Origin of the sequence: Acinetobacter albensis (assembly GCF_900095025.1) — a bacterium.
Taxonomy (GTDB): domain Bacteria; phylum Pseudomonadota; class Gammaproteobacteria; order Pseudomonadales; family Moraxellaceae; genus Acinetobacter; species Acinetobacter albensis.
In genome coordinates this window covers 80,171-105,825 of the sequence record NZ_FMBK01000014.1, presented here as the reverse complement: position 1 = coordinate 105,825, position 25,655 = coordinate 80,171, and the positions used below count along the sequence as shown (strand labels likewise).

Here is a 25,655-nt window from a genome sequence, read left to right as displayed (position 1 = left end):
CCTAGATTTAACCCTTTAAGCTAAATCCTTGTTTCTCAACAAGTTTTAATCAACATCACCGCCGATGGATGTGCATTCTACAGCATTTTAATCACCATACAACCCCTTTTTTATTTTATTTTATTAAAAATGCTTCAAATGTTTATTTATTCTTCTATTTGCTAAATTAAATACTAGGTTTTGCATGCAAAAGGTACAGAATGTGCAAAATCATCTTTTATTTTTGCTTGTTTGTTTAATTAATCAATAAATACTATTTTGGCAATAATAGACTTCTATACCTGATTTAGAGTCGAATTAATATTTTTCATTTAGCATAAACACATATAAGGAAATTTTTAACTTAGCAGAGCTATAAAGAATCCACCCAAAACCAACGTTATTTTATATGAAAGATAATTTTTATAAATTTTAGACATAAAAAAACCGCATTTAAGCGGATTGATTACTTTAAGCTGTATAAATGGTCGGAGCAGTAGGATTCGAACCTACGACCCCCTGGTCCCAAACCAGGTGCGCTACCAAACTGCGCCATGCTCCGAAAGTGGGGTGAATGACGGGATTCGAACCCGCGACAACTGGAATCACAATCCAGGGCTCTACCAACTGAGCTACATCCACCATTACAACTTAGATTCTATGATATCAAGCTACCAATGGTGCGCCTGACAGGATTCGAACCTGTGACCATCCGCTTAGAAGGCGGATGCTCTATCCGACTGAGCTACAGGCGCATGAGCAATGATATAAATACCACGGAACTTTGCCTTGAAGAATTGGTCGGAGCAGTAGGATTCGAACCTACGACCCCCTGGTCCCAAACCAGGTGCGCTACCAAACTGCGCCATGCTCCGATTCATCTTAGCTTTCGTACTACACATTGTGCGGTACGGTGTGCATTCTAGGCGTGACGCCACAAGACGTCAACACCTATATTCAAAAAAAATTAAAAAACCACTTCAAATGTATATTTATCAAACACCTTAGATATTTTTCAATCAATTTTTAACGTTTTAAACTCGCACTAAAGTCCAACATACGATCGAGCGGTAGTTTTGCACGTTTTGCAAGATCACGATCAACCAGTATTTCTTGGTCACCCTTTTGCAAAACAGATAAAATTCCATCCAACTCATTCATAGCCATCCATGGACAGTGTGCACATGATCGACAGGTCGCACCTTCACCTGCGGTAGGTGCTTCAATCAAGGTTTTATTCGGTACAGCTTGCTGCATCTTATAAAAAATCCCTCGATCTGTGGCCACAATTAAAGTTTGCTGTGGCAAAGTTGCTGCAGCTTTAATCAATTGTGAAGTACTCCCGACCGCATCTGCAACTGCAATCACTGATTCTGGTGATTCTGGATGGACCAATACTGCTGCATCTGGATAGATTGCTTTCATATTGGTAATTCCACGGGCACGAAATTCTTCATGAACAATACATGCGCCATCCCAAAGTAGCATCTCTGCGCCCGTTTTTTTCTGGATATAACGTCCTAAATGCTGATCAGGTGCCCAAATAATTTTTTCACCTAAACTATCCAAATGCTCAATAATTTCGACCGCACAACTTGAAGTGACCACCCAATCAGCACGGGCTTTAACCGCAGCAGAAGTATTGGCATATACAACAACGGTATGATCTGGATGTGCATCACAGAATGCAGAAAACTCGTCTACAGGACAACCCAAATCGAGTGAACAGGTTGCCTCTAGCGTAGGCATGAGCACAGTTTTTTCTGGCGAAAGAATTTTTGAAGTTTCCCCCATAAATTTCACCCCAGCAACCACCAAAGTTGATGCCTCATGGTCACGACCAAAGCGTGCCATCTCTAATGAATCAGAAACACATCCTCCTGATAACTCAGCCAGTTCCTGCACTTCAGGGTCACAATAATAATGAGCGACTAAAACAGCATCACGCTTTTTGAGTTCCGCTAAGATTTGCGTAAATTTTTCCTGTTTATATGCTTCACTTAAATGAATATTTTTAGGCTCACCTAAACGATCTAAATGCTCCTGCACAATCGATTTAGCGTCATTGGCAATTAAGTTGGTCGCATCACTCATAAACATGCTCTCTAATTTTCATACTTGCTTGACCACAAACAGTATCTTTAATCCCCCATCAAAATGGCGATATGCTTTTTTGATCAAGGGGTAAAATCATTCCATTATAAAAAAGCCTCACAACGGAGGCTTTTATCATTCCATCAATTTAAGAACGGTAATCTGCATTAATCTTGACATAATCGTAAGATAAGTCACATGTATAGACCGTATCTTTTGCATCACCTCGGCCTAGATTGACACGAATCAACATTTCAGCTTGCGACATTACACGCGCACCCGCTTCTTCGGTATAGTCCGCTGCTGCACCACCGTCTTTACAGATTTGCACATCATCTAACCAAACTTGAATTTTTTCAACATCTAAATTTTTAACGCCTGCGTAACCAATTGCAGCCAGAATGCGCCCCCAATTTGGATCAGAAGCAAAAATGGCGGTTTTCACCAAAGGTGAATGGGCAATACTATACGCAATATCACAGCATTCTTGTGTATTTAAACCACCTTCAACGGTAATGGTGATAAATTTGGTCGCGCCTTCGCCATCACGAATAATGAGTTGTGCAAGGCGTTTCATCACGCGAGTCAAAACATCCAAAATCACTGCATAGCGTGAATCATCAATAGATGAAATTTCTATTCCACCCGCTTGACCGGTAGCAATCAAAATACATGAATCATTGGTTGATGTATCCCCATCTACGGTAATGCGGTTAAAAGAAACATCAACCGTTTCTTTTAATAACAGTTGTACCAATTCACGACTAATCGGTGCATCGGTCGCCACGTAACTGAGCATAGTCGCCATATTTGGACGAATCATACCTGCACCTTTGGAAATACCCGTCATGGTATAAGTGATGCCATCTATTTCAAATTGCTCAGATGCACCCTTAGGCAAGGTGTCTGTGGTCATAATACCAGTCGCAGCATCTAACCAAGCATCTTCTTTTAAAGAATCAAGCGCGGGTTGCAAACCTGCGGTCAAACGCTCAATAGGAAGTTGCTCACCAATGACACCTGTTGAAAAAGGCAGAATTTCATTTTGAGATATATTCGTGAGTTCAGCCAGTTTTATGCAGGTTGCCTCAGCATTTGCTAAGCCCACTTTTCCTGTTCCAGCATTGGCATTCCCTGTATTAATTACTAAATAGCGGGGATTGGTGACCTGTAAATGGGCTTTACAGACATGTACTGGCGCAGCACAAAATGCATTTTGGGTAAATACCCCTGCAACATGAGAACCTTCAGCAAGTTCAAAAATGACAAGGTCGCGTCGGTTTTGATAGCGCACATACGCTTCAGCAGAACCAATTTTAACCCCTTTAACCACATGCATCTGTGGCATTGTTACGTCGCCCACCGCCATTTTTAAACGTCCAAATAAGATCATCAGAAAAAGACAGCTTAGTAGAAATTCAATAAAAAATCGAGCGTAACACCCGCTTTGCTTTAGTTTTTATTTTAGCGTGATGTATGTTGATAAAAATCAGTCACCACCTGTTATGCGAAGCAGTGAAAAATAAGCATAATAAATGCTTTTCATTTTTGAGAAAATAACAACAAAGTTTTCACTCAAAAAAGCTATAAAGATATTTATAGCTATTAAATAACCACATGGCTTTAAAACAAAAAAAGCCAGTTAACTGCTTAACTGGCTGATATTTATCCGAAGACGAATTAATACAACACAAGCAATTTAATTTGAAGCCAATTGAGCAGATTCACCTAACAATGTTTGTTTCGCTTTTTCTTGGCTTGCAGTCGACAATGCAGGATTAGTGGCTACGATACGACCTACATTGGCTGCATTTGCAGCAGTAATTGCCGTAGTTTTCAATACAATAGGACGTTGATTCGGATTAGCAAAAGTATAACTAATTCCTGTGCGAGGACTCATCACTGTGATGTTATCATCCTTCACTACAGCTTGAGCAGTTGTTGCACCACGAGCTGCTTGAACTTTATCTAATGTCGTGGTTTGAGATGGACTGTTTGCAAAGGCCAAAGAAGGAAGAGCCAAAGCTGCAATTATCAAGGGCTGTAATACTTTTTTCATTGTCTTTCCGCTTTTCAGAGTTAGATATGCAACTCACTAAATAACATTTAATCGCATAGGCTGCAATCCCATTCAATATTTGTAAAATAAAACTTTCACAATCCATAGACATAAAAAAGCCACTTTAAATATCCGTCTAACATGAGTCAGAGAAATACCTAAAGTGACCAATTCATTTAACTTAAACTAAATTTTACCGTGACACTGCTTGTATTTTAAACCTGATCCACATGGGCACGGTGCATTACGACTTGCAGGTGGAACAATATTTTGTTGATCAATCGGTTCGAATTGACTTTCATCACTTAACAAATTGTCGTTATTTTCAATTGCTAAGCCATCAAAATCAGCATGTGAAAGATTCAATTGCATAGACTCGGCTTGTGCTTGTTTCTGAGCTTCCATTTCCGCCAGCTCTTCAGCAGTCGGCACATGTACACGCGATAAATCAGTAATGACATCCGATTTAATCACAGCAAGCATATTTACAAACAAGTTGAAAGCTTCTTTTTTATACTCTTGTTCAGGATTTTTTTGCGCATAACCACGTAAATGAATCCCTTGACGCAAATAGTCCATAGCTGCCAAATGCTCTTTCCAATGACGGTCTAATGCGCTCAGCATAAAATGACGTTCTAGCATGGCTGCCGATTCATCACCCATTTGTCCACGACGATCACGATAGCGTTTTACAATTTCATCTGAAATACGTTCAACCAAAGCTTCTTCATCTAAACGACGATCTTCCTCTAACCATTGATTTACAGGCAAATCAATACTTAGATCATCACGTAAAGCACGCTCTAAACCATCAATATCCCATTGATCATGAATTGATTCAGGTGGAATATAATTTTCAATCACACCTTTCATGACTTCGTGATGCATTCCTTCAATGTAATCTTGTAAAGTGCTTTCGGTGAGTACTTCATCACGTTGAGAATAAATGATCTTACGTTGTTCATTGTTGACATCATCGTATTTTAACAAGTTCTTACGAATGTCAAAGTTACGCGCTTCCACTTTACGTTGCGCATTTTCGATAGAACGTGACACCATTTTGTGTTCAATCGCTTCATCTTCTTTTAGACCCATTGCACGCATCATACCGACCACGCGATCACCAGCGAAGATACGCATCAAATCATCTTCAAGCGATAAGTAGAAACGTGAAACACCTGGATCACCTTGACGACCTGCACGACCACGTAACTGGTTATCAATACGGCGCGATTCATGACGTTCAGAACCAATAATGTGCAAACCGCCTGAGCTTAACACCATGTCATGCTGCTGTTCCCACTCGGCTTTTAAACGCGCTTCATCTTCAGTGGTATAATTTTCAATTTTAGCCAGTTTTGCTTTCCAGTTACCGCCAAGCAAAATATCAGTACCACGACCCGCCATATTGGTGGCAATCGTTACTGCATTAGGCGAACCTGCCTGAGCGATAATATCTGCTTCTCGTTCATGTTGTTTTGCATTCAATACTTCGTGAACGATGCCTGCTTCTTTCAATTTATCAGACAAAATTTCTGATGCTTCAATGGTCGCAGTACCAATCAGGATAGGAGCAACGCCCGCTTCATGAACATTTTTAATTTCTTGAATAATCGCATCGTATTTACCATTACGATTTAAATAAATCAAATCGTTCATGTCATTACGAATCATCGGACGATGGGTTGGAATCAATACGACATCCAAACCATAAATTTCTTTCATTTCCGCAGCTTCAGTATCGGCAGTACCCGTCATACCTGAAAGCTTTTTGTACAGACGGAAGTAGTTCTGGAAGGTTGTGGTGGCAAGCGTTTGGTTTTCAGGTTGAATTTCTAGACCTTCTTTTGCCTCAACAGCTTGATGCAAACCTTCTGACCAACGACGGCCTGGCATAGTACGACCCGTATTTTCATCGACAATAATGACTTCACCATCATTGATGATGTAATGCACATTACGCTGATATAAATAGTGAGCACGAATCGCTGCGGACACATGATGAACCAAGTTCAAGTTCGCTGATGAGTACAGGCTCTCGCCTTCTGCAAGTAAGCCCATACGAATTAATTCGTCTTCGACTGTTTCATAACCAATTTCAGTCATTTCAACAGTACGTTGTTTTTCATCAATCCAGAAGTGCCCACCATCGGCCACTTTTTCTTCTTTTTGAGTTTTTAATTGTGGAGGAATGCTATTGATTGCTGCATACAATTGTGAAGAATCATCACTTTGACCAGAAATGATGAGCGGAGTACGTGCTTCATCAATCAAGATCGAATCGACTTCATCAATAATGGCATAGCTTAAGCCGCGTTGCTTTTTCTCAGCCAGTGAAAACACCATGTTGTCACGCAGATAATCAAAACCAAATTCGTTGTTGGTCCCATAGGTGATATCAGCACGATAAGCTTCTGCTTTTTCGGTCGGATTTTGCATGGAATAAATAATACCAATGCTTAAACCTAAGAATTCAAATAACGGGCGGTTTAACTCGGCATCACGCTGTGCCAAATAGTCATTCACGGTGATGACATGCACACCTTGACCACCAATCGTATTTAGATAACAAGCCAAAGTCCCCATCAGGGTTTTACCTTCACCAGTACGCATTTCTGCAACTTTACCTTCGTGAAGTGTAATACCACCAATCAATTGCACATCATAGTGACGCATGCCCATGATGCGCTTTGCAGCCTCACGACATACAGCAAAAGCTTCAGGCAATAACTTATCGAGATTTTCACCTTTATTGTAGCGTTGTTTGAATTCTTCGGTTTTTGCAGATAAGTCTGCATCGTTTAGTGCAGATATCGTCGGCTCGAGCGCATTAATCTTATCTACGATTTTACGCATGCGTTTGAGTTCGCGCTCATTTTTGGTACCGAAGATGCCTCCGATCAGACTTGCCAACATGAATAGACTCTCTAAATCTTGCTTGTCGAATGAATAAATTTTTTCTCAGTCGTTATTATGGTGCTAGAAATTTGAAGTACAAGGGTTTTGCACAAAACCCATCAAAAAATTCTTGCTTCACAGAATCTAGCACATGACAGCCAAGGGAACACAATGTAACAAATTTTAAACAGCCAATATAGTCATAAAATTTGTCATTTATAAACATTTTACAAATTCTTCCATAGCGCTATATTCCAATTTTTCACAAAGAAATACAAAAATGCTATTTTCTTTGCAAAAAAAAATACGCCATATTGAGTCTTAAGAAAATTATAAATACATCATCTGAGGTGGTTAAAAATGACATTACGTTTAGGCGATATTGCACCAAACTTTGAGCAAGACTCAAGTGAAGGTCTGATTAATTTCTACGACTATTTAGGTGATAGTTGGGGGATTTTATTTTCACACCCTGCTGACTATACGCCTGTGTGCACCACTGAACTTGGATTTACCGCAAAATTAAAAGACGAGTTTAGCAAGCGTAACGTAAAAGCGATTGCACTCTCGGTGGATGATGTCGAATCTCATAAAGGATGGATTAATGACATTAATGAAACGCAAAATACCACAGTCAATTTTCCAATTCTTGCCGATCAAGATCGTAAGGTCTCTACCCTGTACGACTTTATTCATCCCAATGCCAGCGAGACGCTAACTGTACGTTCTTTGGTCATTCTTGACCCAAATAAAAAAGTGCGTTTAATTATTACTTATCCTGCATCTACTGGGCGTAATTTCCATGAGGTTTTACGTGTGGTCGATTCTCTTCAACTGACCGACAACTATAAAGTCGCTACCCCTGCAAATTGGCAACAAGGTGAAGATGTTGTCATTGTACCGTCTCTAAAAGACGAAGCAGAATTGAAGCAGCGCTTTCCTAAAGGTTATACAGCAGTGACACCTTATTTACGCTTAACCCCACAACCTGAGCAAAACTAAAGCACTGCTTTAGTTGCAGCGTAAGGCAAACGAAGTGCGTAGTAATGGATAAGTGCAGCACCGCTCCACCTGAACGCAAGATGAGAGCTGTGCTAAAAATAAAACACTGTCTTATTTTGTCGCAAGACAAGCGTAGTTTCGGATAAAAACACACTGCTTTAATTAAAGCGTGATGCAAACGGAGTATCAAAATAAAGCCAGTATTAGTTGCTGAAATAGAGGATTTAGATGACGAGCCAAATCCTGATTTCTTTAAAAAAACCTGTCTAATGACAGGTTTATTTATTTCACTAAGCATTTGAATTACAAAATCAAGTTGGTATTTCAGTTATAGTCCGTTTATAACTAGACTCACTTAACGTTAAGAATAAAGCGCGTGATTTACAATATTCATCATTTGCATTGTGGCACTTTGTGCCCAATTTGTGGCCCCTTATTTGGTCAAAAAGGATTACATGCCAAAGTAGTTTGCCATTGCCTTCTTGTTGAAACTGATCAAGGTCTGGTTTTAATTGATACCGGTTTAGGTATTCAGGACTATTTATATCCCCAAGCACGTCTAGGTCATATGGCTTTACGCTTAGGACGTATTGAGCAGAATCTCGATTTAACAGCAATTGCACAAGTTCAAAGTTTGGGATTTAACCCCAAAGATGTAAAGCATATCCTTGTGAGCCATCTCGATTTTGATCATGCTGGAGGAATTTCTGACTTTCCTCATGCGATCGTCCATGTATTATCCAATGAATTTAATGCAACACAAAATTTGCTCTCTGTTAAGAATCGAATGCGCTATAAACCCCAACAATTCAAACAACATCGTTACTGGAATTTTATTGAACCTAGTCAAGGTGATGCTTGGTTTAACTTACATCAGGTTCAAGGGTTTAGTTTATTTCAGGATGAAATTTTAATGATTCCCTTATTGGGTCACACCCAAGGTCATTGCGGAATTGCCATAAAAAAACAGGAGGGCTGGTTATTTTTTTGCGGAGATGCGTATTATTCACACCTACAACTCAACCCTAAAAATAAGCTTCGAACACTTGATACATTGGAACGTATTTTTGCCGAAAATAACGCTATGCGTTTGGATAATTTACACAAAATTCAATCCTTGGCTCAAATCACGACAAATATTGAGATTATTTGCGCCCACGACCCCATTGAACTGGCAAGGTATCAACCATGATCAAAAAAACTGTTCTTGCCATTTTGATCAGTAGTGCTTATTTAAGCGGTTGTGTCAGCACCTCGAGCATACCAGTAGAACATCGTCCACCCCACTGGGGTAAACCCTTAAATAGTGAACGTAATTTTTATCAAATTAGTGAGCAAGTCTTTCGTAGTGAGCAACCGCAACCAGAATTGATTGCTGAATTAAAAGCCCACCAAATTGATATTGTTCTAAATTTAAGATCGAGAAATCCTGACTTAAAGATTCTTCCAAATACTGACTTTCAATTGATTCATGTTCCAATTCACACATGGGCCATGTCTCGAGAAGATTTATTACTGGTCATGCGACATCTTCAACAGGCAAAAACATTGAATAAAAAGGTGCTCATTCATTGTTATCATGGCTCCGATCGTACTGGTGCTACGATTGCCATGTATCGTATTATTTTTGAGGACTGGTCAATTGAAGATGCATTAAATGAAATGAAGCATGGTGGTTATGGTTTTCATCCAATTTGGATCCATATTGAAACACTATTCAGCCCTGAAAATATAAAATGGATTCAACATCATCTGTCAAATCCATCTTAAAAGTCGATTTAAGCAAAATGCTGCCTAATGACTGACTCAAAACAGTTTAGCGCTTATCTAAAGGCACCCACTCAATGACCCAAGCCGACTTCATATTTAAACCGTCGTCTGTATTAATTTTTTTACGTGCAGCATCTGCTGCATCTCTATCTTTAGAAGGGCCAACCATAATTCTAATCCCTTTCGAAGTTGGGCTTTTGGTGACTTTATAACCTTTGGCACGTAGTTTAGAAGCAACTGCATCTGCATTCGCTTCATTGGCAGCCAAAGCCACCTGTACCATCCATTGCTTCTCACCATTTTCCAATAAATCACGTGCTTTTTCAGCTTCTGCCTTTTTCTTGGCAGCAGCTTCTTGCGTTTGTGCTTTTTTCTTTTCTGATTCTTTACGCTCTAATTCTTTCTGTTCGGCAGCTTTACGTTTACTTTCAGCTTCTTTGGCTTTTTCATCCGCTACTTTTTTCTCAATGGCTTTTTTCTCAATCGCCTTTTGTTCAGCTAACTTTTTTGCGGCATCAGCCTTGCGTTTTTCTTCAGCTATACGTTTATCTTCGGCTAGTTTCTGATTAGCCTCAGTATTTTGTTTTTGAGTTTGCTGTTGTTGTAACTTTTTTTCGGCACTCAATTTTTCTTCAGCCAAACGTTTCTGTTTGACCTTTTCATCTTCTATCAATTCAGGTGGAATATTGTCTGAACTTTGCTGTGCACCTAAACGATGTGCATTTAATGCCGCATATTCTTCGGCAGCTTTTCGTGCTGCATCAGCTTCCGCTTGTTGCTGCATGATCAAAAACTCAGCCGCACGTGCTTCTTGCTCTGCCACCGCTTTTTCACGACCACGGCGCTGTTCTTCAAGCAAACGTTTTTCTGTTTCTACATCCACTGTTAACGGTTGTAATTGAACCATTTCACCTTCTGCTACAGGTTTTTGTGGCTCAACCAAAGCCGCTTTTTCTGGAGCTGAATGATTATTTTGATAGATTTCTTCTTTGCCTTTTAAAAGCAAAGCGGCCAACAACACACCGCCACCTAATAAAACAACACCACCCATCCAGCGTTGTTTGTTATTCATTGACATTCTTCCAAATACTCCCATACCGCTTCTAAGGTATGAAACGAACCACATACCAAGATCAGCTGATTATTCTTTGTTTCATTCAGCGCTGATTTAAAAGCCAATTGAACACTTTTAAAGTGTTGTACTGTTTCACCTTGTAATGCGTCATCAAGCTGCGCTATTTCAGCTGCTCTCGGAGCTATTAAGGGTGCAATTTTCCATGTTGAAATCGTATCTTTCAATAAATTTACGACGGAATTAATATCTTTGTCGGCCAACATGGAAAAAACACTAATCACTTCTGTGTACTGTTTATGGTATTCCAAGAATTTTCGCAACTGCTTTAACAAAAACTCAACGCCATGCGGATTATGTCCAGCATCAAAAATCACCGTTTTACCTTGAATTTGACGAATTTCAAAACGGCCTTGTAAGTATGCTTGCTGAATGCCTTGAGTAATTGCAGCTTGGGTTACGTGGACTTCACTGCTTAAAATAGCAGCAACTGCTGTTGCAATATTTTCAAGTGCTAAGGAACCCATCGGGAGTTTTAAGGTCGTGCCTGAGGATGCAAACATCCACGCCTGACCATCGTCGGTATATTGATAGAAATAATCACGATCAGCGACATAAAGTTTCGCCTCACATTCTTTCACTTTATTTTGAATAGCATGCGGAAGTGACTGTAAACCACCAAAAATGACAGGAATATCTGGTCGGATAATCCCTGCTTTTTCAAAAGCAATTTTTTCAATGCTATCGCCCAGCCAATCAATGTGGTCGAGTCCAATATTGGTAATTACAGCCACATCTGGATCAACAACATTCACTACATCTAAGCGACCACCTAGACCGACTTCAAGCACCCAAACATCACATTGTTTATTTTTAAAAATGACAAAAGCAGCCAACGTGGTTGCTTCGAAAAACGATAAGCTTAAATCACACGCGCGACGTGCTTGATCCACTTGTACAAACGCATCCACCAAAGTTTGGTCATCCACTTCAATCCCAGATAACTTCACTCGTTCATTAAAACGGTAAATATGCGGTGATTGATATAATCCAACTTGATAGCCTTGTGCATTTAAAATAGCCGCCAAAGTGGTGGTAGTTGATCCTTTACCATTGGTACCCGCTACAGTAAAAACTTGGGCATTTGGACGAGTTACTCCGAGTTTTTCTGCAACTGGAATAACGCGCTCTAAACCTAAATCAATACCCGTAACGTGAACATGGCTCCAATAATTGAGCCATGTGTTTAAATCATCTGTTGCAAGTGGAGCTGTGTTCAAGACAAATTCATCAGTTTCGCGACAATACGATATACAGTATCACGTAATGCGTGACGATGAACAATCTGATCGACCACACCATGATCAAGCAAATATTCAGCACGTTGGAACGGTTCTTCCAATTTTTCACGAACTGTTTGCTCAATCACACGTTTACCCGCAAAACCAATCATGGCTTTAGGCTCTGCAATATGTACATCACCTAACATGGCCAGTGAAGCGGTTACACCACCATAAACTGGATGAGTTAAAACCACTAAATACGGTAAACCTGCATCTTTCATACGTTGAATGGCTGCTGAAGTACGCGCCATTTGCATAAGCGACAACATGCCTTCTTGCATACGTGCACCGCCTGATGCAGCAAAACAAATTAAAGGCTGTTTATCTTTAATCGCACGTTCAGCTGCTTGTACAAAACGGTCACCTACAACTGTACCCATTGAACCGCCCATAAAGTCGAATTCAAACGCACATGCAATTAAAGGAATTCCTTTCAGTACACCTTGCATTACCACCAAGGCTTCAGTTTCACCGGTTTTCTTTTGCGCTTCAGACATCCGCTCTGGATAGGGTTTACTGTCTACAAATTTTAATGGATCTTTCGCGACAAATTCTTGACCAAGTTCATTTTTTACCTGATCAAAAAACCAGTTCAAACGTTCGCGAGCCTTCATACGCAAATGCTCATCACATTGCGGACAAACATAGGCATTAAATGACATGGCTGTACGTGTCACTAAGGCATGACATTCAGGGCATTCGATTGTTGGCTCTGTAAATGTTGCCTTGAGTGCAGTTTGCTCATCGGGAATGTGAATACCTGGAACATGACGTTCCGTCCATGGCGTCGCTGGGCTCAGAATTTTGCCTGATTTCACTTCTTGATTCATACTAACTCATCGAGCGCAGCTCGAAGCTCCTTGACTTTATTAACCGTTTCTAAAACGGCTTGTTCTGGCGCTAGGTTTGCAAATTGTTTGACAAAAGCACTGCCTACAATCACTGCATCAGCGGCTACACCCATTGCTTTTGCAGATGCAGCATCGCTAATACCAAAACCCACACCCACAGGAATATCAGTCACAGTTTTAATTTTTTGGATACGAGCCGCAGCTTCAGACACATCTAAAGTTGCTGCACCCGTTACCCCTTTCAAGGAAACGTAGTAAATAAAACCACTGGCTTGATTGGCAACATGCTGAATACGCTCATCAGTTGATGTCGGTGCAAGTAAAAAGATTTGGTCCATATCAAATTTCTTTAATACTTGATCAAAATCCTTTGCTTCTTCAGGCGGTAAATCGACCAAAAGCACTCCATCAACACCACATTCATTGGCAATGGATACAAATTTTTCATAACCAATCACTTCAACAGGGTTTAAATAACCCATTAAAACGACAGGCGTTTCTGTATCTTTTTGGCGAAACTCTTTGACCATGTTTAAAGCATCTAAAGTATTGGTTCCGCCTGCCAAGGCACGTTCTGCTGCAAGAGCAATCACTGGACCATCTGCCATTGGGTCAGAAAATGGAAGACCCAGCTCAAGCACATCTACACCTGCCTCAACCATTTGGTGTAACAATGGAACTGTTACTTGAGGATGAGGGTCACCAGCCATTACATAAGAAACAAGCGCTTTACGTTGCTGAGATTTAAGCTGTCCAAAACGAGTGGCTAAACGTGACATAAGGTGTACTTTCCTTGAATTATTTAAAAACTGAGGAGTTGGCTTTGTAGAAATACAAGACAACGCATTGTAACGCTATTTTTTGCCCATTGAATAGAGCTTAAAATATTCACGCTACGCTAAACTGACAATCTCATTTTTTCAGAACAATCCGAGAAACCCATTTACCGATATTTATGACTTTTACTCAATGATCAAAGATGCCTAATTTTGCGCTTTAAAAAAATATTCAATATAAAGATAAACTTATTTTAATCCATAAAAATATGATAAAAATAATTAAGTTAGCTCATACTTTTCATCTTTCATCTAATAGCAAAACCTGCATTACCTTGCGCACGATTTCGTTTTTTTCCTTTTTATGACATGCGATCTTCACACTCAATGATCAACTTATCGATGATCACTGCGACTTATTCTTATATTTCTAAGCACTTTTATTTGTCATTTCTAACTTGTCTAAATAGCTTAATTTGTTGTTTACGTTGTAACAACGTGTGCCCCGTATAGGCTTTATAAGCCCGTGTTAAAGCGGACTGGTCTGAATATCCTAGGTGCATCGCCAAATCAGTCAGACTCATATTTTGCAATAAGAGCTGTTCACAACGCTTCATTCTTTCAATTTCAATAATTTTTTTAAATGATGTCTTTAGCTGATCAAGCTGTCGCTGTAATGTTCGTGTCGATAAATACAGTTCTGCCGCTATTTGTTCAATTTTAGGGATCTTGTTTTCTGTCCGTAAATAATCAGCCGCCCAAGTATGAATATATTGCGCCAAACTGATCTCATTGGGCTTTGCTGCAATTGCTTCTTCTGCCTGCTTGGTCAATAAATGAATCAGCGAAGGATCCGCTTGTTGTGACGGTAATTTTAAACTTTCCAAACTTAAAACAAGTTGATATTCGGACTGTTTAAACAAAACCTCAGCGTTATAAAATTTTTGATAATGATAGATACTGTTTTGTGCTGCATGGGCAAAATGAATAGATTTCAATAAAGGCTGATTAAAATTAAAGATTTGACGCGCCAAGGCCACAATACAGGCAAATGTCATTTCATGTATTAAAGCGTATTTTTCATGAATACATGGCCAAGATAAATGAATTTCATCTCCCGACTGATACACTTGCAAAGTCGTTGCAGCCGAACCATCAATCACCAAACGACTAAATCGCATGACATAATGAATCGCCTCGGCCACGCTATGACTTCGAGAAGCCATGTAACCCAATAATCCAAAATGTTCTGGACGAATATAACGTGCCATGTCAAAAATGAGTTGCGGACAGTCCAAATGCTGTTGGGTGCGCTGCACCAACTCTAAAAAAAAGGTATATGAAGACTGAGTATCTATCGGCAAGCTTAAAATATGCTCTAATTGTTCACGCTGATTGTGCATGAAATCAAGCTGTAAGCCATTTAGACCACGTTCGATCAAATACATTTGCCAGAGTTGAAAATAACCATTCGGTATTTGTATTTCTTGCATGACCCAACTCAATATTGATTAGTAATGTTGACATACGATATTTTCAGTTTGTCATAAAATGTATAAAAAATGGCAAGTACTGTCAAAACAAAATTTTAAAAGCCCGACATACTGGGTTTATCTCAGGCCATTTAAGTAAAATAATATGAATGCCATTATGCAATATCAAGTAAATCCTGTGGTTCGAAGTAATCTTGACTTTAAGCTCGATGAGATTCCCCGTTTTTGGTTTGGCGGAGATCCATTTATTACCCGTATGTTTGATGCATTAAGCTTGACCTTTCCTGATGGTGAACGCTATTTCATCCAATCTGTACGTTTGTTTCGTGACCAAATTAGCGACCCCGATCTAAAAATGCGTGTCGCTGATTTTATTCGTCAGGAAGCTCAGCATGGTATTGCACACGACAAAATGAATCAGGTCATGAAAGATCAAGGCATGCCTGTGGACCAATTTATTCAGCGCTTAAAAAAAATATTCAAATTTGAATTGGAACAGCGCTCTCCGCAATACAACATTGCAATGACTGCAGCAGCTGAACATTTGACCGCACTGATGGCAGAAACTTTTTATGGAAATAAAAATACCCTCAAAGATGCACATCCGTATGTACGTGCTTTACTCGCTTGGCATGCCATTGAAGAAATGGAACACCGCGATGTAGCTTTTGATGTCATGAAGCAAGTGGGTGATGTACCTGAATCATTGCGTAAATTCACCTTAGTCTGGACCACATTTCTAATGTTTGGATTCACTCTGTATCGTACTAATATTATGCTTAAATACGATGGATATACTGCCTTAGAGCGCCTTAAAATGAATATCAAAGGCTTGCCTTGGTTTTTTGGGAAAAATGGCTGTATTGTACAAATGAAACAACAATATCGAGATTGGTTTGACCCAGACTTTCATCCAAGTCAGCATCCTATTATTGCCCAGTACGATGTTTGGGTAAAAACCTTAGCAGAAACAAATGATCCAATTCAGGCCGGTGAAGCTTTTTGGCAAGCCGCACAAGGTTAAGCATTTCAAAGCGATAAAAAAACCAAGTTCTCATCACTTGGTTTTTTTAGGTTCAACTTGATGCATTACCATTTGGCATAATGTTGTTCTATTAAACCATATTCATTGGAAAGTATAATTTCTTGATCATCTTGCTGGATACTACCGCTAATTTTGGCCTGCCACTGGCTAAACTGACTTCCAACCCATCTTAAATTAAGGTTTTCATAACGACGCCAACCTGTTTCTACCGTCAAATTAAGTTTTTGATCAAGCGATCGAATGGTCCAACATCCTTCAGATTGTAATTGAAATAAAACATCACTTTGCGGATATAAAATCCCATTGATCCATAAACAATTCTCATTGCCAAAACTTTCATTGACACCCGATGCTAAATTTAAACCAATACGCTTATTGTGTGTATCCCAAAAATTGCAAGATAACCAAAACCAAGCCGTTTCTGGTCGCAGAAAACCACAGGTATCATCTAAAGAAGCAAAGGTTTTTTCATTGAATTGAATGGTTTTTCCCTGCTTGTTCATAAAATACCCTTCACAAGTTAAGGTTGTTAACTTTTGGGTATATGTCCAACCATTGGTTCCCGTTGGACTACACATGCTTAAAGGGTCTGTTCCAGCGCAAAAAATACGTGCACTCAGTTTAATTTCACCATGTTTGGTGACATGGATATAACGCACACCGTTGGCATGTTGCATTTCAATTTGAAAAGGTGACTTTGAAAAAAAGCTTTGGCTATACAACGGTTGCTCATCGACAGAGGTATGACGTGCCAAGAAATGTGTGGCATTCCATTCTAAAACTTCATCGGTTTGATGATTATAAATATAGATAAAACCATGTCCTGCCCAAGCAATATCGGCAATTGCCAAGCCAATCGTGTAATGCTCATGCTGAATACAACAAAACTTAAATTTTTTATATTTTAATTTTTTACGCCAGCCTTTAAGTACATCGCCATAGGGCGTTTTATATTGATACTTATTTAAATCGATACTTCGAGGTAGTGTACTAAAGCGTCCATAATTAAGTTGCCCATTTGATTCAATCAAATCCATTTATTAAATTCCATCTAGCAAAGAGATTATAAGTTGGTGGTCTAATTATGCCCTGATAATGCGCATTTAAAATGACTCCTGCTTTTATTTCATCGAAAAAATACAAAAAAATTAAGTTATTCAATTTCAAACTCAACTAAAAATAAGTGGCTGAACCCTAAAATCAAACTCAAAGTCAGACATTTAGATTGTGAGATAGGTGTTTTCCCAACGATTGCCACAAAATGTGCCTTCTTTTAATTCAACATAACGTCCGTGAATTTGATCAATCGCAATACAATCATCAATCTCTAAGACTCGATCAGTATGCGGCTTTTGCCATTGCTCAGAAAAATACGCTTTACCACGCTGTTTTGCGACCATTCTGTTTTGTGCAACGACTAAAATATAACGATGTAATTCACCAAATTCACGCGAATCATAGCCACCTAAATTGATCAACCAAAGTTTATTATGGGCCTGATTCGGCTGAGTATTTGTGAATTGGATTTGATAGTGCCTACCTTCAAATTCGATGCCATTTATTTGCGCCCATGCATCAATATGTAGACCTTTTTGTTCAGCAAACCATGCTTGTTTTAATTGTGGATAAACATCCTCAAGAGAATAACCCACAGCCAAGACCACATCGTGGACTTCTGTATTGGCACGAGCATGACGGCCACCGAGCATGACAATAAATAGGCTAGGCATTTTCTGCTCCTTTTTAAATTAAAATGCACATGCGGAAGTTTTACAATTTATAGTTCAAGTAGATCATCATATTACTTTGGTTTCACTCAAAGTCGCCAAAGACATTTTTTATGTTTGCGAAACTCGGTACACCCTATCTTTTGAGCTTACTCTATCGCAAAAACTGTATATTTCAACTGACCGTCTACCTCAAACAATTGCAAATGGTCTTTTCATCCATCCAATAACCATATTAATTTTCAGCTTTAATTTTTCAATCCGAATGCTATACATGACAAAAAAATCGTGCTGAGCTTTCACCCAACACGATTGTTTAAATCCCCTCTCCAAACCTCCACCAAATGGGGAGGCTTCAAAGAAGAAATTACATCTCAACCATTTCTACACCATCAATACGTGCAACCGTCATTAAATCTTTATCACCACGACCTGAAACAGTCGCAATAATAATTTGATCTTTAGACATGGTTGGTGCAAGTTTCGTCACATACGCCATCGCATGTGCACTTTCAAGTGCAGGAATAATACCTTCAATTTGCGTCAAATCACGGAAACCTTGTAAAGCTTCATTGTCAGTAATCGGAACATATTGAACGCGATTCATATCTTTCAAGAAACTATGTTCAGGGCCAACTCCAGGATAATCAAGTCCCGCCGAAATTGAATGCGTCTCCATAATCTGACCTTGCTCATCTGACATGAGATAAGTGCGGTTGCCATGCAATACACCGACATGACCTGCATTTAAAGGTGCAGAATGCTTGCCTGTTTCAATCCCATGACCTGCGGCTTCCACCCCATACATTTTCACATCTTCATCATTCAAGAATGGGTAAAACAAGCCCATTGCATTTGAACCACCACCGACACAAGCAACCAGTGCATCTGGCAGGCGACCTGCTTGTTCCTGAATTTGCTTACGTGCTTCGCGACCAATAATGGATTGGAAATCACGAACCAATTGTGGATAAGGATGTGGTCCCGCTACAGTACCAATCACATAATAGGTGGAATCCACATTAGTGACCCAATCACGCATCGCTTCATTCATGGCATCTTTCAATGTTTTAGAGCCACTTTGTACGGGTACGACAGTCGCACCAAGTAAACGCATACGGTATACATTCATGGCTTGACGTTTGACGTCGTCAGCACCCATAAATACGACACATTCAAGGCCTAAACGTGCAGCAATTGTTGCAGTCGCTACGCCATGTTGTCCTGCACCTGTTTCCGCAATAATACGTTTTTTACCCGACAATTTTGCGAGCAATGCTTGACCAATCGTATTATTGACCTTGTGTGATCCGGTATGATTTAGGTCTTCACGCTTTAAATAAATTTGCGCACCGCCTAACTCTTTTGACCAACGTTCAGCATGATAAAGTGGGCTAGGACGTCCCACATAGTAGGCTAAATCACGGTCGAATTCTGCCAGAAACTGTGGGTCATCTTTCATGCGGAAATAAAGCTTTTCTAAGTCTTCCAAAGCCGCCATCAGTGTTTCTGACACAAAACGTCCGCCATGGATACCGAAATGCCCTTTGTCATTCGGGAATTGGGTATAGTCAATCACCTGATTGTCGTGATTAATACTTTGCTGATCCACGTTGGACTCCTTGCATAAAGTGTTCAATGAGTTGTTGGTCTTTTATACCTTTTGCGGATTCTACGCCTCCGCTCACATCGACTGCATAAGCACCAGTCGTTTTTATAGCCTCTTCAATATTGTCAGGTTTCAGTCCACCTGCCAAAATTAAAGGAATATCCAATTTCGGGAACTGCGACCAATCGAATTGATGCCCAGTTCCGCCTTTAAGATCAGGATGCCAAGCATCCAATAATACGGCACTTGCACCCGCCTGTTGGTAGTTTTTTATAATTTTTATAATATCAAGGTCTGGTTTAACCTGAATGGCCTTGTACCAACGACGTCCTACAATTTTTGCAATATCGTGGCACTGTTCTGGAGATTCATCGCCATGAAATTGTACGATATCCAAAGGCACATTTTTTAAAACTTGCAAAATTTCGTCGCTGCTTGCATTTACAAACAAGCCAACCAACTGAACATAAGCGGGTATGTGATGAGCAAGTTGTTGCGCTTGCGAGAATGTCACATAACGAGGACTAGGCGCATAAAATACAAATCCTATCGCATCTACACCGGCATGTACGGCTGAATGAATATCTTCAATTCGCGTGATTCCACAAATTTTGGCACGAGTCCGCATACGAGTCGCTCTATGTTTTGGTTTTAAATTTAGCCTAAATCAACCAGTCTAAAGATTGGAGGCAAATCATTGTAATGCAATTTTAAAAACTTGAGTAAAGTTCATCCTCAATATTATTTACATACATTGTGTAATTCACATACAAACTTTATACTGCGCGCAAAATGCAGCAAGTCTAAGCATTCGCTTTAGGGAAGTTGGTGAAAGTCCAATACTGCCCCCGCAACGGTAAAAATGAAAAGCATATCAATGAAATCTTTTTTAAGATTGACACCACTGCACGACCGTGTGGGAAGGTGGATATGCAAATATCCTAGATATTACATTTAAGTCCGGAAACCTGCTTGTTGCGCCTTTAACTCAATCATTCACGGGGGGTGAATGTATGGAGCCTAAAATATGTCTAATTTATTTCAACCGACTGCACTCGTCGGTGCAATCGCTATTGCTATGGGTTTCTCCATATCTGTACAAGCAAATACAAATTCTTCTGTTAATGCATCTTTAGAAACTTTAGTGGTTACAGCATCGCGTTCAGAAGAAAAGATTAAAGACGTACCTGCAAGAATCTCTATTATTGAGCCAAAAATTTTAGACCAATCTCCTATAGCGGAATTACCACACTTACTTATGAGTGATGCCTCTATCGATATGATGCAATATGGTGGTTATGGCCAAGCTGCTTCTATCTTTACTCGCGGAACAAACTCTACACACACCCTTGTATTACGTGATGGTGTTCGCCTAAATACAGGCTCTGCTGGTGCAGCTTCACTTGCTTTTATTGATACTACTGATATTAAACAAATTGAAGTATTAAAGGGCCCTGCCTCAGTACTTTATGGCACAGATGCAATTGGTGGTGTTGTTCAACTTATTTCGAAAACGCCCGAGAGAACTAGTGCTTTTGTCACAGGCGAGATGGGTGAGCATAATACTTATAAGGCTGTTATCGGAGCTGATGTAGCCGAAAATGGATTTTATGCACAAATTCGAGGTCAACGCTTAGAATCTGATGGGACACAAGTCACAAATTTGAAAGATCCGAGTATAAAAACAGGTAACTATGACCAAAAAGGATTTAGTACAAAAATAGGCGTAGAAAAAAAACAATATGCGGCGTCTATAGATTACTCAGAAAATAATGGACAATCTCAATATATCACAGACAATGACACATATACTGGTGTCAAAAATGCCACTCAAGATTTTAAAAATGAGATTATTAATATTAAAGGCCGTGTAAATATCAATGATGATATTTCGGTGCATGCTCGTTTATCGCAATTTAAAGATGATCTGGAGCAAAATGAATCTCAAGATGCTATTTACAATACGACTAAAGAGGCTGAACTCTATAGCAAATGGCAATTTAGTCCATCACAAAATCTTTTAGTGGGAGTTGCACACAAGAATATTGAGTCTGATGTACTTTCTGGTAGCGCTCCGTACGGTGTCGACTATCTAAAAGATGTTGCAAGTACAGGCTACTTTATTCAACATCAATACCAATCTGACAAACTACATACTCAAGCCGGAATTCGTGTAGAAGATCATGAAACATTTGGGACACATACTGTAGGTCAAGTAGCTGCACGTTATCGACTTTTGCCTCAAACTAGTATTTACAGCAATATTGGTACAGCATTTAGAGCACCAACTAACAACGATTTATATGCATTAAACTGGGGTGGTAATCCAGATTTAAAACCTGAAGAAAGTGTTTCCTATGAAATTGGTTTAGATCAGATTATTACTGATCAATTTACATTTAGTCTATCAATATACCGTAATGAAGTAGATAACTTAATTACTTGGCAAAATGGGAAAAACTTTAATGTGAAAGAAGCCACTTTTACGGGTGGTGAATTAAATCTTAATTGGGCTAATGACGACCTATTTTGGAATTTAGGGTATGCCTATGTGCAGCCTAAAGATAAAGCTACTAACACCGACCTCAATCGCCGTCCTCGTCAAAGTTTGACTTTAACGACAGGGCTCCAAAACGAAGTGTATGGTATCAGCACTTCACTTTCAGCCAAATCTAGCCCCCAAAATAGCTCAGGTGTTTCAGGCTATGCTAATATCGACATCAATGCTTTTTGGAATATCAATCCAAATATAAAAGTATTTACTAATATTCAGAACATTGGTGATGTTGAATATAAAACAACCTCAGCATCACAATGGGGGCAAGACATTTACTACATCAACGGTGGTCGCCTAGCCTCTGCGGGTGTGACATTCCGTTATTAAGATCTAAACTCAAAAAATACATTTAAAACAGCGCAGTTTATGGATAATGTTCTGACCGACATTATCCTTTTTTATAACTTTAAAATTCTAGGAAACACTATGGGCCACCGTTTAAGTAAAATTTACACCCGTACAGGCGATTCAGGCACAACAGGACTTGGTGATGGTTCACGTGTTGCCAAAGATGATTTGCGTATTGCGGCTTTAGGCGATGTCGATGAACTCAACTCTTGTATTGGTGTGCTACGTGCCCAAATTACAGCAAGCTCAATTCAAGATAAAACAATGTGGGATAAGTCTTTAAGCTTAATCCAACACTGGTTATTTGATCTTGGTGGTGAAGTGTGTATTCCAAACTATCATTTGGTTTTGCCTGTTTCTGTAGATTTTTTAGAAACTGAAATAGACCGTATGAATGAAGCGTTACCTATGCTCAAAGATTTCATCTTACCTTCAGGCAGTCTGTCTTGTAGTTATGCACATCAAGCGCGTTCAGTTTGCCGTCGTGCAGAACGAAGCCTCATGACGGTTCAGAGCCGTGACCAAAACATTCAACCTGCGTCATTACAACTTTTAAATCGTCTTTCAGACTGGCTCTTTGTCGCTTCACGTGCTTTACAACGTGCAGAAGGTGGCAGTGAAGTGCTTTGGCAAAAGAACATCAATGACACGATTTAATGATAAATTACTGTCTAAAAGTAAATTTTTAACAGTATGATAAAATGAAGTTCTTGCTAAAACTAAGACTTAAACAATTACTAGACAGATGAAATGAGTATGTGAGTTCATTATGAAAATTATCGGACATCGTGGCGCGCGTGGTGAAGCACCTGAAAATACCTTAGCTGGATTTCAATATATTCACGCTTTAGGCATCCGTGCAGTTGAATTCGATGTTCGACAATTAAAAGATGATGAACTCATTATCATGCATGATGATAATTTTTTAAGAACGACCGGAATAGATCAACCACTTTATGATTTAAACAGCACTGAATTAGAGGCCTATAACCAAGCCAATATCTGGATGGATTGGGACACACAAATCACTCCAACTTTAACGCAAACTCTAAATATTATTCATGATTTTGAACATATTGAAGTGGAAGTCAAAGCTGTTGCAACCAAAATTGAAGCGGAAAAACTCGTTTTAGCATTACAAAAACAACTGCAAGGTTTTGAACAAACGACCGTAATTACCAGTTTTGATTTAAAAATTCATCAAGCTTTAGAGCAGCAAAAATCGAGCTTCAAACGCGGCCTGTTAATTGAAGAAGATATTAAGGAACTTGCCATTGAACAAGCTTTACAGCTGGGTTGTTGTCAAATAGGCTGGATGAATCAACTCGCAACCGATGAGATGATTCAAGCCACACAAAAAGCGGGATTATCTATGAGCGTTTGGACAGTCAATGATATTCAACGTGCAAAGCAGCTTCAAAAACTTGGCATTGATGGGCTAATCACAGATTTCCCCAAAATGATGTTAGAGAACCTACACCCTTAAAAATAAAAATATATTTGTTTTTTGAATGAACAACCTATATTTATTGTTACAACAATCATTGATAAAGCATTGATCCTCTTGGTGTGATCAAATAACATACACTCTCAAATCAAATAATCCTTGTGGTTGTATTTTTAATTAGCTTTATCGTCCTATCGCTGAGATGCAAATAAGTCCTCTTATTCTTCGGTAAAATCAATCAATTCCTGCTGTGATTCTGTTACTGTTGAGTACAATACAACTGTACAATAATGTTAGTGAAAATTTATTCGCTCATGTTAATATCGATGAATCTTAATCCTTATAAAATGTATTGAATTAAGACATTTATTTACCTTACCTTTAAAAGGTTCTAGGAGTGCTGTTGGAGATGAATGCTCCCTTACCCAAAGCCCCAATTAACTGGATTGCAGTATTCGCATTGGTTCTTTTACCAATCGTGGCTGTAATTGCTCTCCCTTTGTATGCTTATCATCATGATTTTAGCTTAGGCGCATGGATCAGCTTATTTGTACTACTTGGTGTGAGTAGTTTGGGAATTACTGCGGGTTATCATCGCTTGTGGGCACATCGTGCTTATGAAGCCAGTTTGCCATTAAAAATTATTTTAATGCTAATGGGGACTTTTGCCGTTCAAAATAGTATTTTGTTCTGGGCATCGGGTCACCGTACGCATCATCGCCATGTCGATGATATCGATCAAGATCCTTATTCAATTAATAATGGTTTTTGGTATGCGCATATTGGATGGATGCTTCGCAATTATCCAGCAGCAGAATCAAATTATAAAAATGCACCCGACTTACTTAATGATAAAGTCGTCATGTTCCAAGATAAATATTATATTCCCCTTGTCGTTGCAGTTCATGCGGTTATTTTAACCACGGTGGGTTGGGCTGTTGGTGATATGTGGGGTGTATTATTATTGGGCGGCTTACTTCGTCTCATTTTAAGCCATCATGTGACCTTCTTTATTAATTCACTTTGTCATATGTGGGGCAAACGTCCATATACCGACGAAAATACTGCACGTGATAATTTCTGGTTAGCCATCGCCACTTGGGGTGAAGGCTACCATAACTATCATCACATCTTCCAATACGACTACCGTAATGGCGTAAAATGGTGGCAGTATGATCCAACGAAATGGCTGATTTGGTCATGTTCAAAATTAGGCTTAGCCAAAAACTTACGTCGTATTCCAAGCTTCAATATTAAAAAAGCTGAATTGGCGATGCGTTTTAAATACGCAGAACAAGATTTAGCGGTGTATGGTCATAATGTGAATGAAGATTTAGCCACTGCAAAACTTCGTATTGCACAAGAGTATGAAGCATTTACACATACCTTAAATGACTGGGCGAAGCTCAAAGAACAAGAAATTCAAGCCAAAAAAGCATCTGTAGCCGAAAAAATTCACCAAATAGACCACAAGCTTAAAGTGGACTATCAGTTGGTTGAACAACGTCTGGCCCATCATCACAATAGCTTAAAAATCTTGGTTCGTAGCATCAAAAAGAATCCTGCATCTGAATAAATAAAGAAT

The 25,655-nt window shown here is 39.3% G+C and carries 21 protein-coding genes, 4 tRNA genes and 1 riboswitch; of the genes, 8 read left to right on the top strand and 17 right to left on the bottom strand.

Going from position 1 to position 25,655, the window contains the following annotated elements; translation table 11 throughout:
* Positions 1 to 464: 464 nt before the first annotated feature.
* The 8 genes from GA0116959_RS12265 to secA all read right to left on the bottom strand — a co-directional run bounded on the left by GA0116959_RS12265 (position 465) and on the right by secA (position 7,048).
* Positions 465 to 541: transfer RNA gene (locus GA0116959_RS12265), tRNA-Pro, on the bottom strand.
* Positions 542 to 545: 4 nt separating this feature from the next.
* Positions 546 to 621, bottom strand: a tRNA-His gene (locus GA0116959_RS12260).
* Positions 622 to 657: 36 nt separating this feature from the next.
* Positions 658 to 734: transfer RNA gene (locus GA0116959_RS12255), tRNA-Arg, on the bottom strand.
* Positions 735 to 777: 43 nt separating this feature from the next.
* Positions 778 to 854 (bottom strand) — tRNA-Pro (locus tag GA0116959_RS12250).
* A gap of 151 nt (positions 855 to 1,005) precedes the next feature.
* Complete coding sequence (gene nadA, locus GA0116959_RS12245) at positions 1,006 to 2,073, bottom strand: quinolinate synthase NadA (protein WP_092720921.1); 1,068 nt, start codon at positions 2,071 to 2,073, stop codon at positions 1,006 to 1,008.
* A gap of 148 nt (positions 2,074 to 2,221) precedes the next feature.
* Complete coding sequence (gene argJ, locus GA0116959_RS12240) at positions 2,222 to 3,442, bottom strand: bifunctional glutamate N-acetyltransferase/amino-acid acetyltransferase ArgJ (RefSeq protein WP_092720920.1); 1,221 nt, start codon at positions 3,440 to 3,442, stop codon at positions 2,222 to 2,224.
* 330 nt (positions 3,443 to 3,772) lie between these two features.
* Positions 3,773 to 4,132 carry a hypothetical protein gene (locus tag GA0116959_RS12235; protein ID WP_092720915.1) on the bottom strand — a complete coding sequence of 120 codons (360 nt, stop codon included), beginning with the start codon at positions 4,130 to 4,132 and terminating at the stop codon, positions 3,773 to 3,775.
* A 186-nt stretch (positions 4,133 to 4,318) separates the two neighbouring features.
* Positions 4,319 to 7,048, bottom strand: coding sequence for a preprotein translocase subunit SecA (gene secA / locus GA0116959_RS12230; RefSeq protein ID WP_092720914.1), 2,730 nt, complete (start codon positions 7,046 to 7,048; stop codon positions 4,319 to 4,321).
* A gap of 342 nt (positions 7,049 to 7,390) precedes the next feature.
* Between secA and GA0116959_RS12225 the strand changes: the two genes are divergently transcribed.
* From GA0116959_RS12225 to GA0116959_RS12215, 3 genes are all read left to right on the top strand, one after another.
* Positions 7,391 to 8,032, top strand: coding sequence for a peroxiredoxin (locus GA0116959_RS12225; RefSeq protein WP_092720913.1), 642 nt, complete (start codon positions 7,391 to 7,393; stop codon positions 8,030 to 8,032).
* Between the two features lie 376 nt (positions 8,033 to 8,408).
* Complete coding sequence (locus GA0116959_RS12220) at positions 8,409 to 9,224, top strand: MBL fold metallo-hydrolase (RefSeq protein ID WP_092720912.1); 816 nt, start codon at positions 8,409 to 8,411, stop codon at positions 9,222 to 9,224.
* Positions 9,221 to 9,802: a dual specificity protein phosphatase family protein gene (locus tag GA0116959_RS12215; protein WP_092720911.1), complete on the top strand. Its 582-nt coding sequence runs from the start codon at positions 9,221 to 9,223 to the stop codon at positions 9,800 to 9,802. The genes GA0116959_RS12220 and GA0116959_RS12215 overlap by 4 nt, the downstream gene beginning before the upstream one ends.
* 46 nt (positions 9,803 to 9,848) lie before the next feature.
* On the opposite strand, the gene GA0116959_RS12210 is transcribed toward GA0116959_RS12215, so the two are convergent.
* The 5 genes from GA0116959_RS12210 to GA0116959_RS12190 all read right to left on the bottom strand — a co-directional run bounded on the left by GA0116959_RS12210 (position 9,849) and on the right by GA0116959_RS12190 (position 15,337).
* Positions 9,849 to 10,880, bottom strand: coding sequence for an SPOR domain-containing protein (locus GA0116959_RS12210; protein WP_425304207.1), 1,032 nt, complete (start codon positions 10,878 to 10,880; stop codon positions 9,849 to 9,851).
* The gene (folC, locus tag GA0116959_RS12205) at positions 10,871 to 12,154 is read right to left on the bottom strand and encodes a bifunctional tetrahydrofolate synthase/dihydrofolate synthase (protein WP_092720909.1); all 1,284 of its coding nucleotides are present in this window, start codon (positions 12,152 to 12,154) and stop codon (positions 10,871 to 10,873) included. The genes GA0116959_RS12210 and folC overlap by 10 nt, the downstream gene beginning before the upstream one ends.
* Complete coding sequence (gene accD, locus GA0116959_RS12200; RefSeq protein WP_053579654.1) at positions 12,151 to 13,047, bottom strand: acetyl-CoA carboxylase, carboxyltransferase subunit beta; 897 nt, start codon at positions 13,045 to 13,047, stop codon at positions 12,151 to 12,153. Before accD ends, folC begins: the two co-directional genes overlap by 4 nt.
* A complete protein-coding gene (trpA, locus tag GA0116959_RS12195; RefSeq protein WP_053579653.1) occupies positions 13,044 to 13,847 on the bottom strand; it encodes a tryptophan synthase subunit alpha in 804 nt (267 codons plus the stop codon). The genes accD and trpA overlap by 4 nt, the downstream gene beginning before the upstream one ends.
* 437 nt (positions 13,848 to 14,284) lie before the next feature.
* On the bottom strand, positions 14,285 to 15,337 hold the full coding sequence (locus GA0116959_RS12190) for an AraC family transcriptional regulator (protein ID WP_092720908.1): 1,053 nt from the start codon (positions 15,335 to 15,337) through the stop codon (positions 14,285 to 14,287).
* Between the two features lie 145 nt (positions 15,338 to 15,482).
* Here GA0116959_RS12190 and GA0116959_RS12185 point away from each other — a divergent pair, with 145 nt between their 5' ends.
* Positions 15,483 to 16,361: a metal-dependent hydrolase gene (locus GA0116959_RS12185; RefSeq protein ID WP_092720907.1), complete on the top strand. Its 879-nt coding sequence runs from the start codon at positions 15,483 to 15,485 to the stop codon at positions 16,359 to 16,361.
* Positions 16,362 to 16,426: 65 nt separating this feature from the next.
* Here the strand turns inward: GA0116959_RS12185 and GA0116959_RS12180 are convergent, their stop codons facing one another.
* The 4 genes from GA0116959_RS12180 to GA0116959_RS12160 form a co-directional block, all read right to left on the bottom strand.
* Positions 16,427 to 17,419, bottom strand: coding sequence for a DUF2804 domain-containing protein (locus tag GA0116959_RS12180; RefSeq protein WP_092720906.1), 993 nt, complete (start codon positions 17,417 to 17,419; stop codon positions 16,427 to 16,429).
* Positions 17,420 to 17,602: 183 nt separating this feature from the next.
* On the bottom strand, positions 17,603 to 18,112 hold the full coding sequence (locus GA0116959_RS12175) for a DUF1543 domain-containing protein (protein WP_092720905.1): 510 nt from the start codon (positions 18,110 to 18,112) through the stop codon (positions 17,603 to 17,605).
* A gap of 364 nt (positions 18,113 to 18,476) precedes the next feature.
* The gene (trpB, locus tag GA0116959_RS12165; protein WP_092720919.1) at positions 18,477 to 19,706 is read right to left on the bottom strand and encodes a tryptophan synthase subunit beta; all 1,230 of its coding nucleotides are present in this window, start codon (positions 19,704 to 19,706) and stop codon (positions 18,477 to 18,479) included.
* The gene (locus GA0116959_RS12160; RefSeq protein ID WP_092720903.1) at positions 19,702 to 20,346 is read right to left on the bottom strand and encodes a phosphoribosylanthranilate isomerase; all 645 of its coding nucleotides are present in this window, start codon (positions 20,344 to 20,346) and stop codon (positions 19,702 to 19,704) included. Before GA0116959_RS12160 ends, trpB begins: the two co-directional genes overlap by 5 nt.
* A gap of 147 nt (positions 20,347 to 20,493) precedes the next feature.
* Positions 20,494 to 20,708, top strand: a riboswitch (cobalamin riboswitch).
* 37 nt (positions 20,709 to 20,745) lie between these two features.
* Here GA0116959_RS12160 and GA0116959_RS12155 point away from each other — a divergent pair.
* The 4 genes from GA0116959_RS12155 to GA0116959_RS12140 all read left to right on the top strand — a co-directional run bounded on the left by GA0116959_RS12155 (position 20,746) and on the right by GA0116959_RS12140 (position 25,646).
* Complete coding sequence (locus GA0116959_RS12155) at positions 20,746 to 22,602, top strand: TonB-dependent receptor plug domain-containing protein (protein ID WP_092720902.1); 1,857 nt, start codon at positions 20,746 to 20,748, stop codon at positions 22,600 to 22,602.
* Positions 22,603 to 22,701: 99 nt separating this feature from the next.
* The gene (locus GA0116959_RS12150) at positions 22,702 to 23,280 is read left to right on the top strand and encodes a cob(I)yrinic acid a,c-diamide adenosyltransferase (protein WP_092720901.1); all 579 of its coding nucleotides are present in this window, start codon (positions 22,702 to 22,704) and stop codon (positions 23,278 to 23,280) included.
* A gap of 112 nt (positions 23,281 to 23,392) precedes the next feature.
* Positions 23,393 to 24,109, top strand: coding sequence for a glycerophosphodiester phosphodiesterase (locus GA0116959_RS12145; RefSeq protein WP_092720900.1), 717 nt, complete (start codon positions 23,393 to 23,395; stop codon positions 24,107 to 24,109).
* A 370-nt stretch (positions 24,110 to 24,479) separates the two neighbouring features.
* A complete protein-coding gene (locus GA0116959_RS12140; RefSeq protein WP_092720899.1) occupies positions 24,480 to 25,646 on the top strand; it encodes an acyl-CoA desaturase in 1,167 nt (388 codons plus the stop codon).
* Positions 25,647 to 25,655: the final 9 nt, after the last annotated feature.

Bases quoted from the DNA above. Each gene is read 5' to 3' on its own strand.
- GA0116959_RS12215 (WP_092720911.1), top strand. From the start codon at position 9,221: ATGATCAAAAAAACTGTTCTTGCCATTTTGATCAGTAGTGCTTATTTA.
- argJ (WP_092720920.1), bottom strand. From the start codon at position 3,442: ATGGCGGTGGGCGACGTAACAATGCCACAGATGCATGTGGTTAAAGGG.
- nadA (WP_092720921.1), bottom strand. From the start codon at position 2,073: ATGAGTGATGCGACCAACTTAATTGCCAATGACGCTAAATCGATTGTG.
- GA0116959_RS12145 (WP_092720900.1), top strand. From the start codon at position 23,393: ATGAAAATTATCGGACATCGTGGCGCGCGTGGTGAAGCACCTGAAAAT.
- GA0116959_RS12155 (WP_092720902.1), top strand. From the start codon at position 20,746: ATGTCTAATTTATTTCAACCGACTGCACTCGTCGGTGCAATCGCTATT.
- GA0116959_RS12185 (WP_092720907.1), top strand. From the start codon at position 15,483: ATGAATGCCATTATGCAATATCAAGTAAATCCTGTGGTTCGAAGTAAT.
- GA0116959_RS12235 (WP_092720915.1), bottom strand. From the start codon at position 4,132: ATGAAAAAAGTATTACAGCCCTTGATAATTGCAGCTTTGGCTCTTCCT.
- GA0116959_RS12140 (WP_092720899.1), top strand. From the start codon at position 24,480: ATGAATGCTCCCTTACCCAAAGCCCCAATTAACTGGATTGCAGTATTC.
- GA0116959_RS12175 (WP_092720905.1), bottom strand. From the start codon at position 18,112: ATGCCTAGCCTATTTATTGTCATGCTCGGTGGCCGTCATGCTCGTGCC.
- GA0116959_RS12180 (WP_092720906.1), bottom strand. From the start codon at position 17,419: ATGGATTTGATTGAATCAAATGGGCAACTTAATTATGGACGCTTTAGT.
- GA0116959_RS12225 (WP_092720913.1), top strand. From the start codon at position 7,391: ATGACATTACGTTTAGGCGATATTGCACCAAACTTTGAGCAAGACTCA.
- trpA (WP_053579653.1), bottom strand. From the start codon at position 13,847: ATGTCACGTTTAGCCACTCGTTTTGGACAGCTTAAATCTCAGCAACGT.
- GA0116959_RS12190 (WP_092720908.1), bottom strand. From the start codon at position 15,337: ATGCAAGAAATACAAATACCGAATGGTTATTTTCAACTCTGGCAAATG.
- secA (WP_092720914.1), bottom strand. From the start codon at position 7,048: ATGTTGGCAAGTCTGATCGGAGGCATCTTCGGTACCAAAAATGAGCGC.
- GA0116959_RS12160 (WP_092720903.1), bottom strand. From the start codon at position 20,346: ATGCGGACTCGTGCCAAAATTTGTGGAATCACGCGAATTGAAGATATT.
- accD (WP_053579654.1), bottom strand. From the start codon at position 13,047: ATGAATCAAGAAGTGAAATCAGGCAAAATTCTGAGCCCAGCGACGCCA.
- GA0116959_RS12150 (WP_092720901.1), top strand. From the start codon at position 22,702: ATGGGCCACCGTTTAAGTAAAATTTACACCCGTACAGGCGATTCAGGC.
- GA0116959_RS12210 (WP_425304207.1), bottom strand. From the start codon at position 10,880: ATGTCAATGAATAACAAACAACGCTGGATGGGTGGTGTTGTTTTATTA.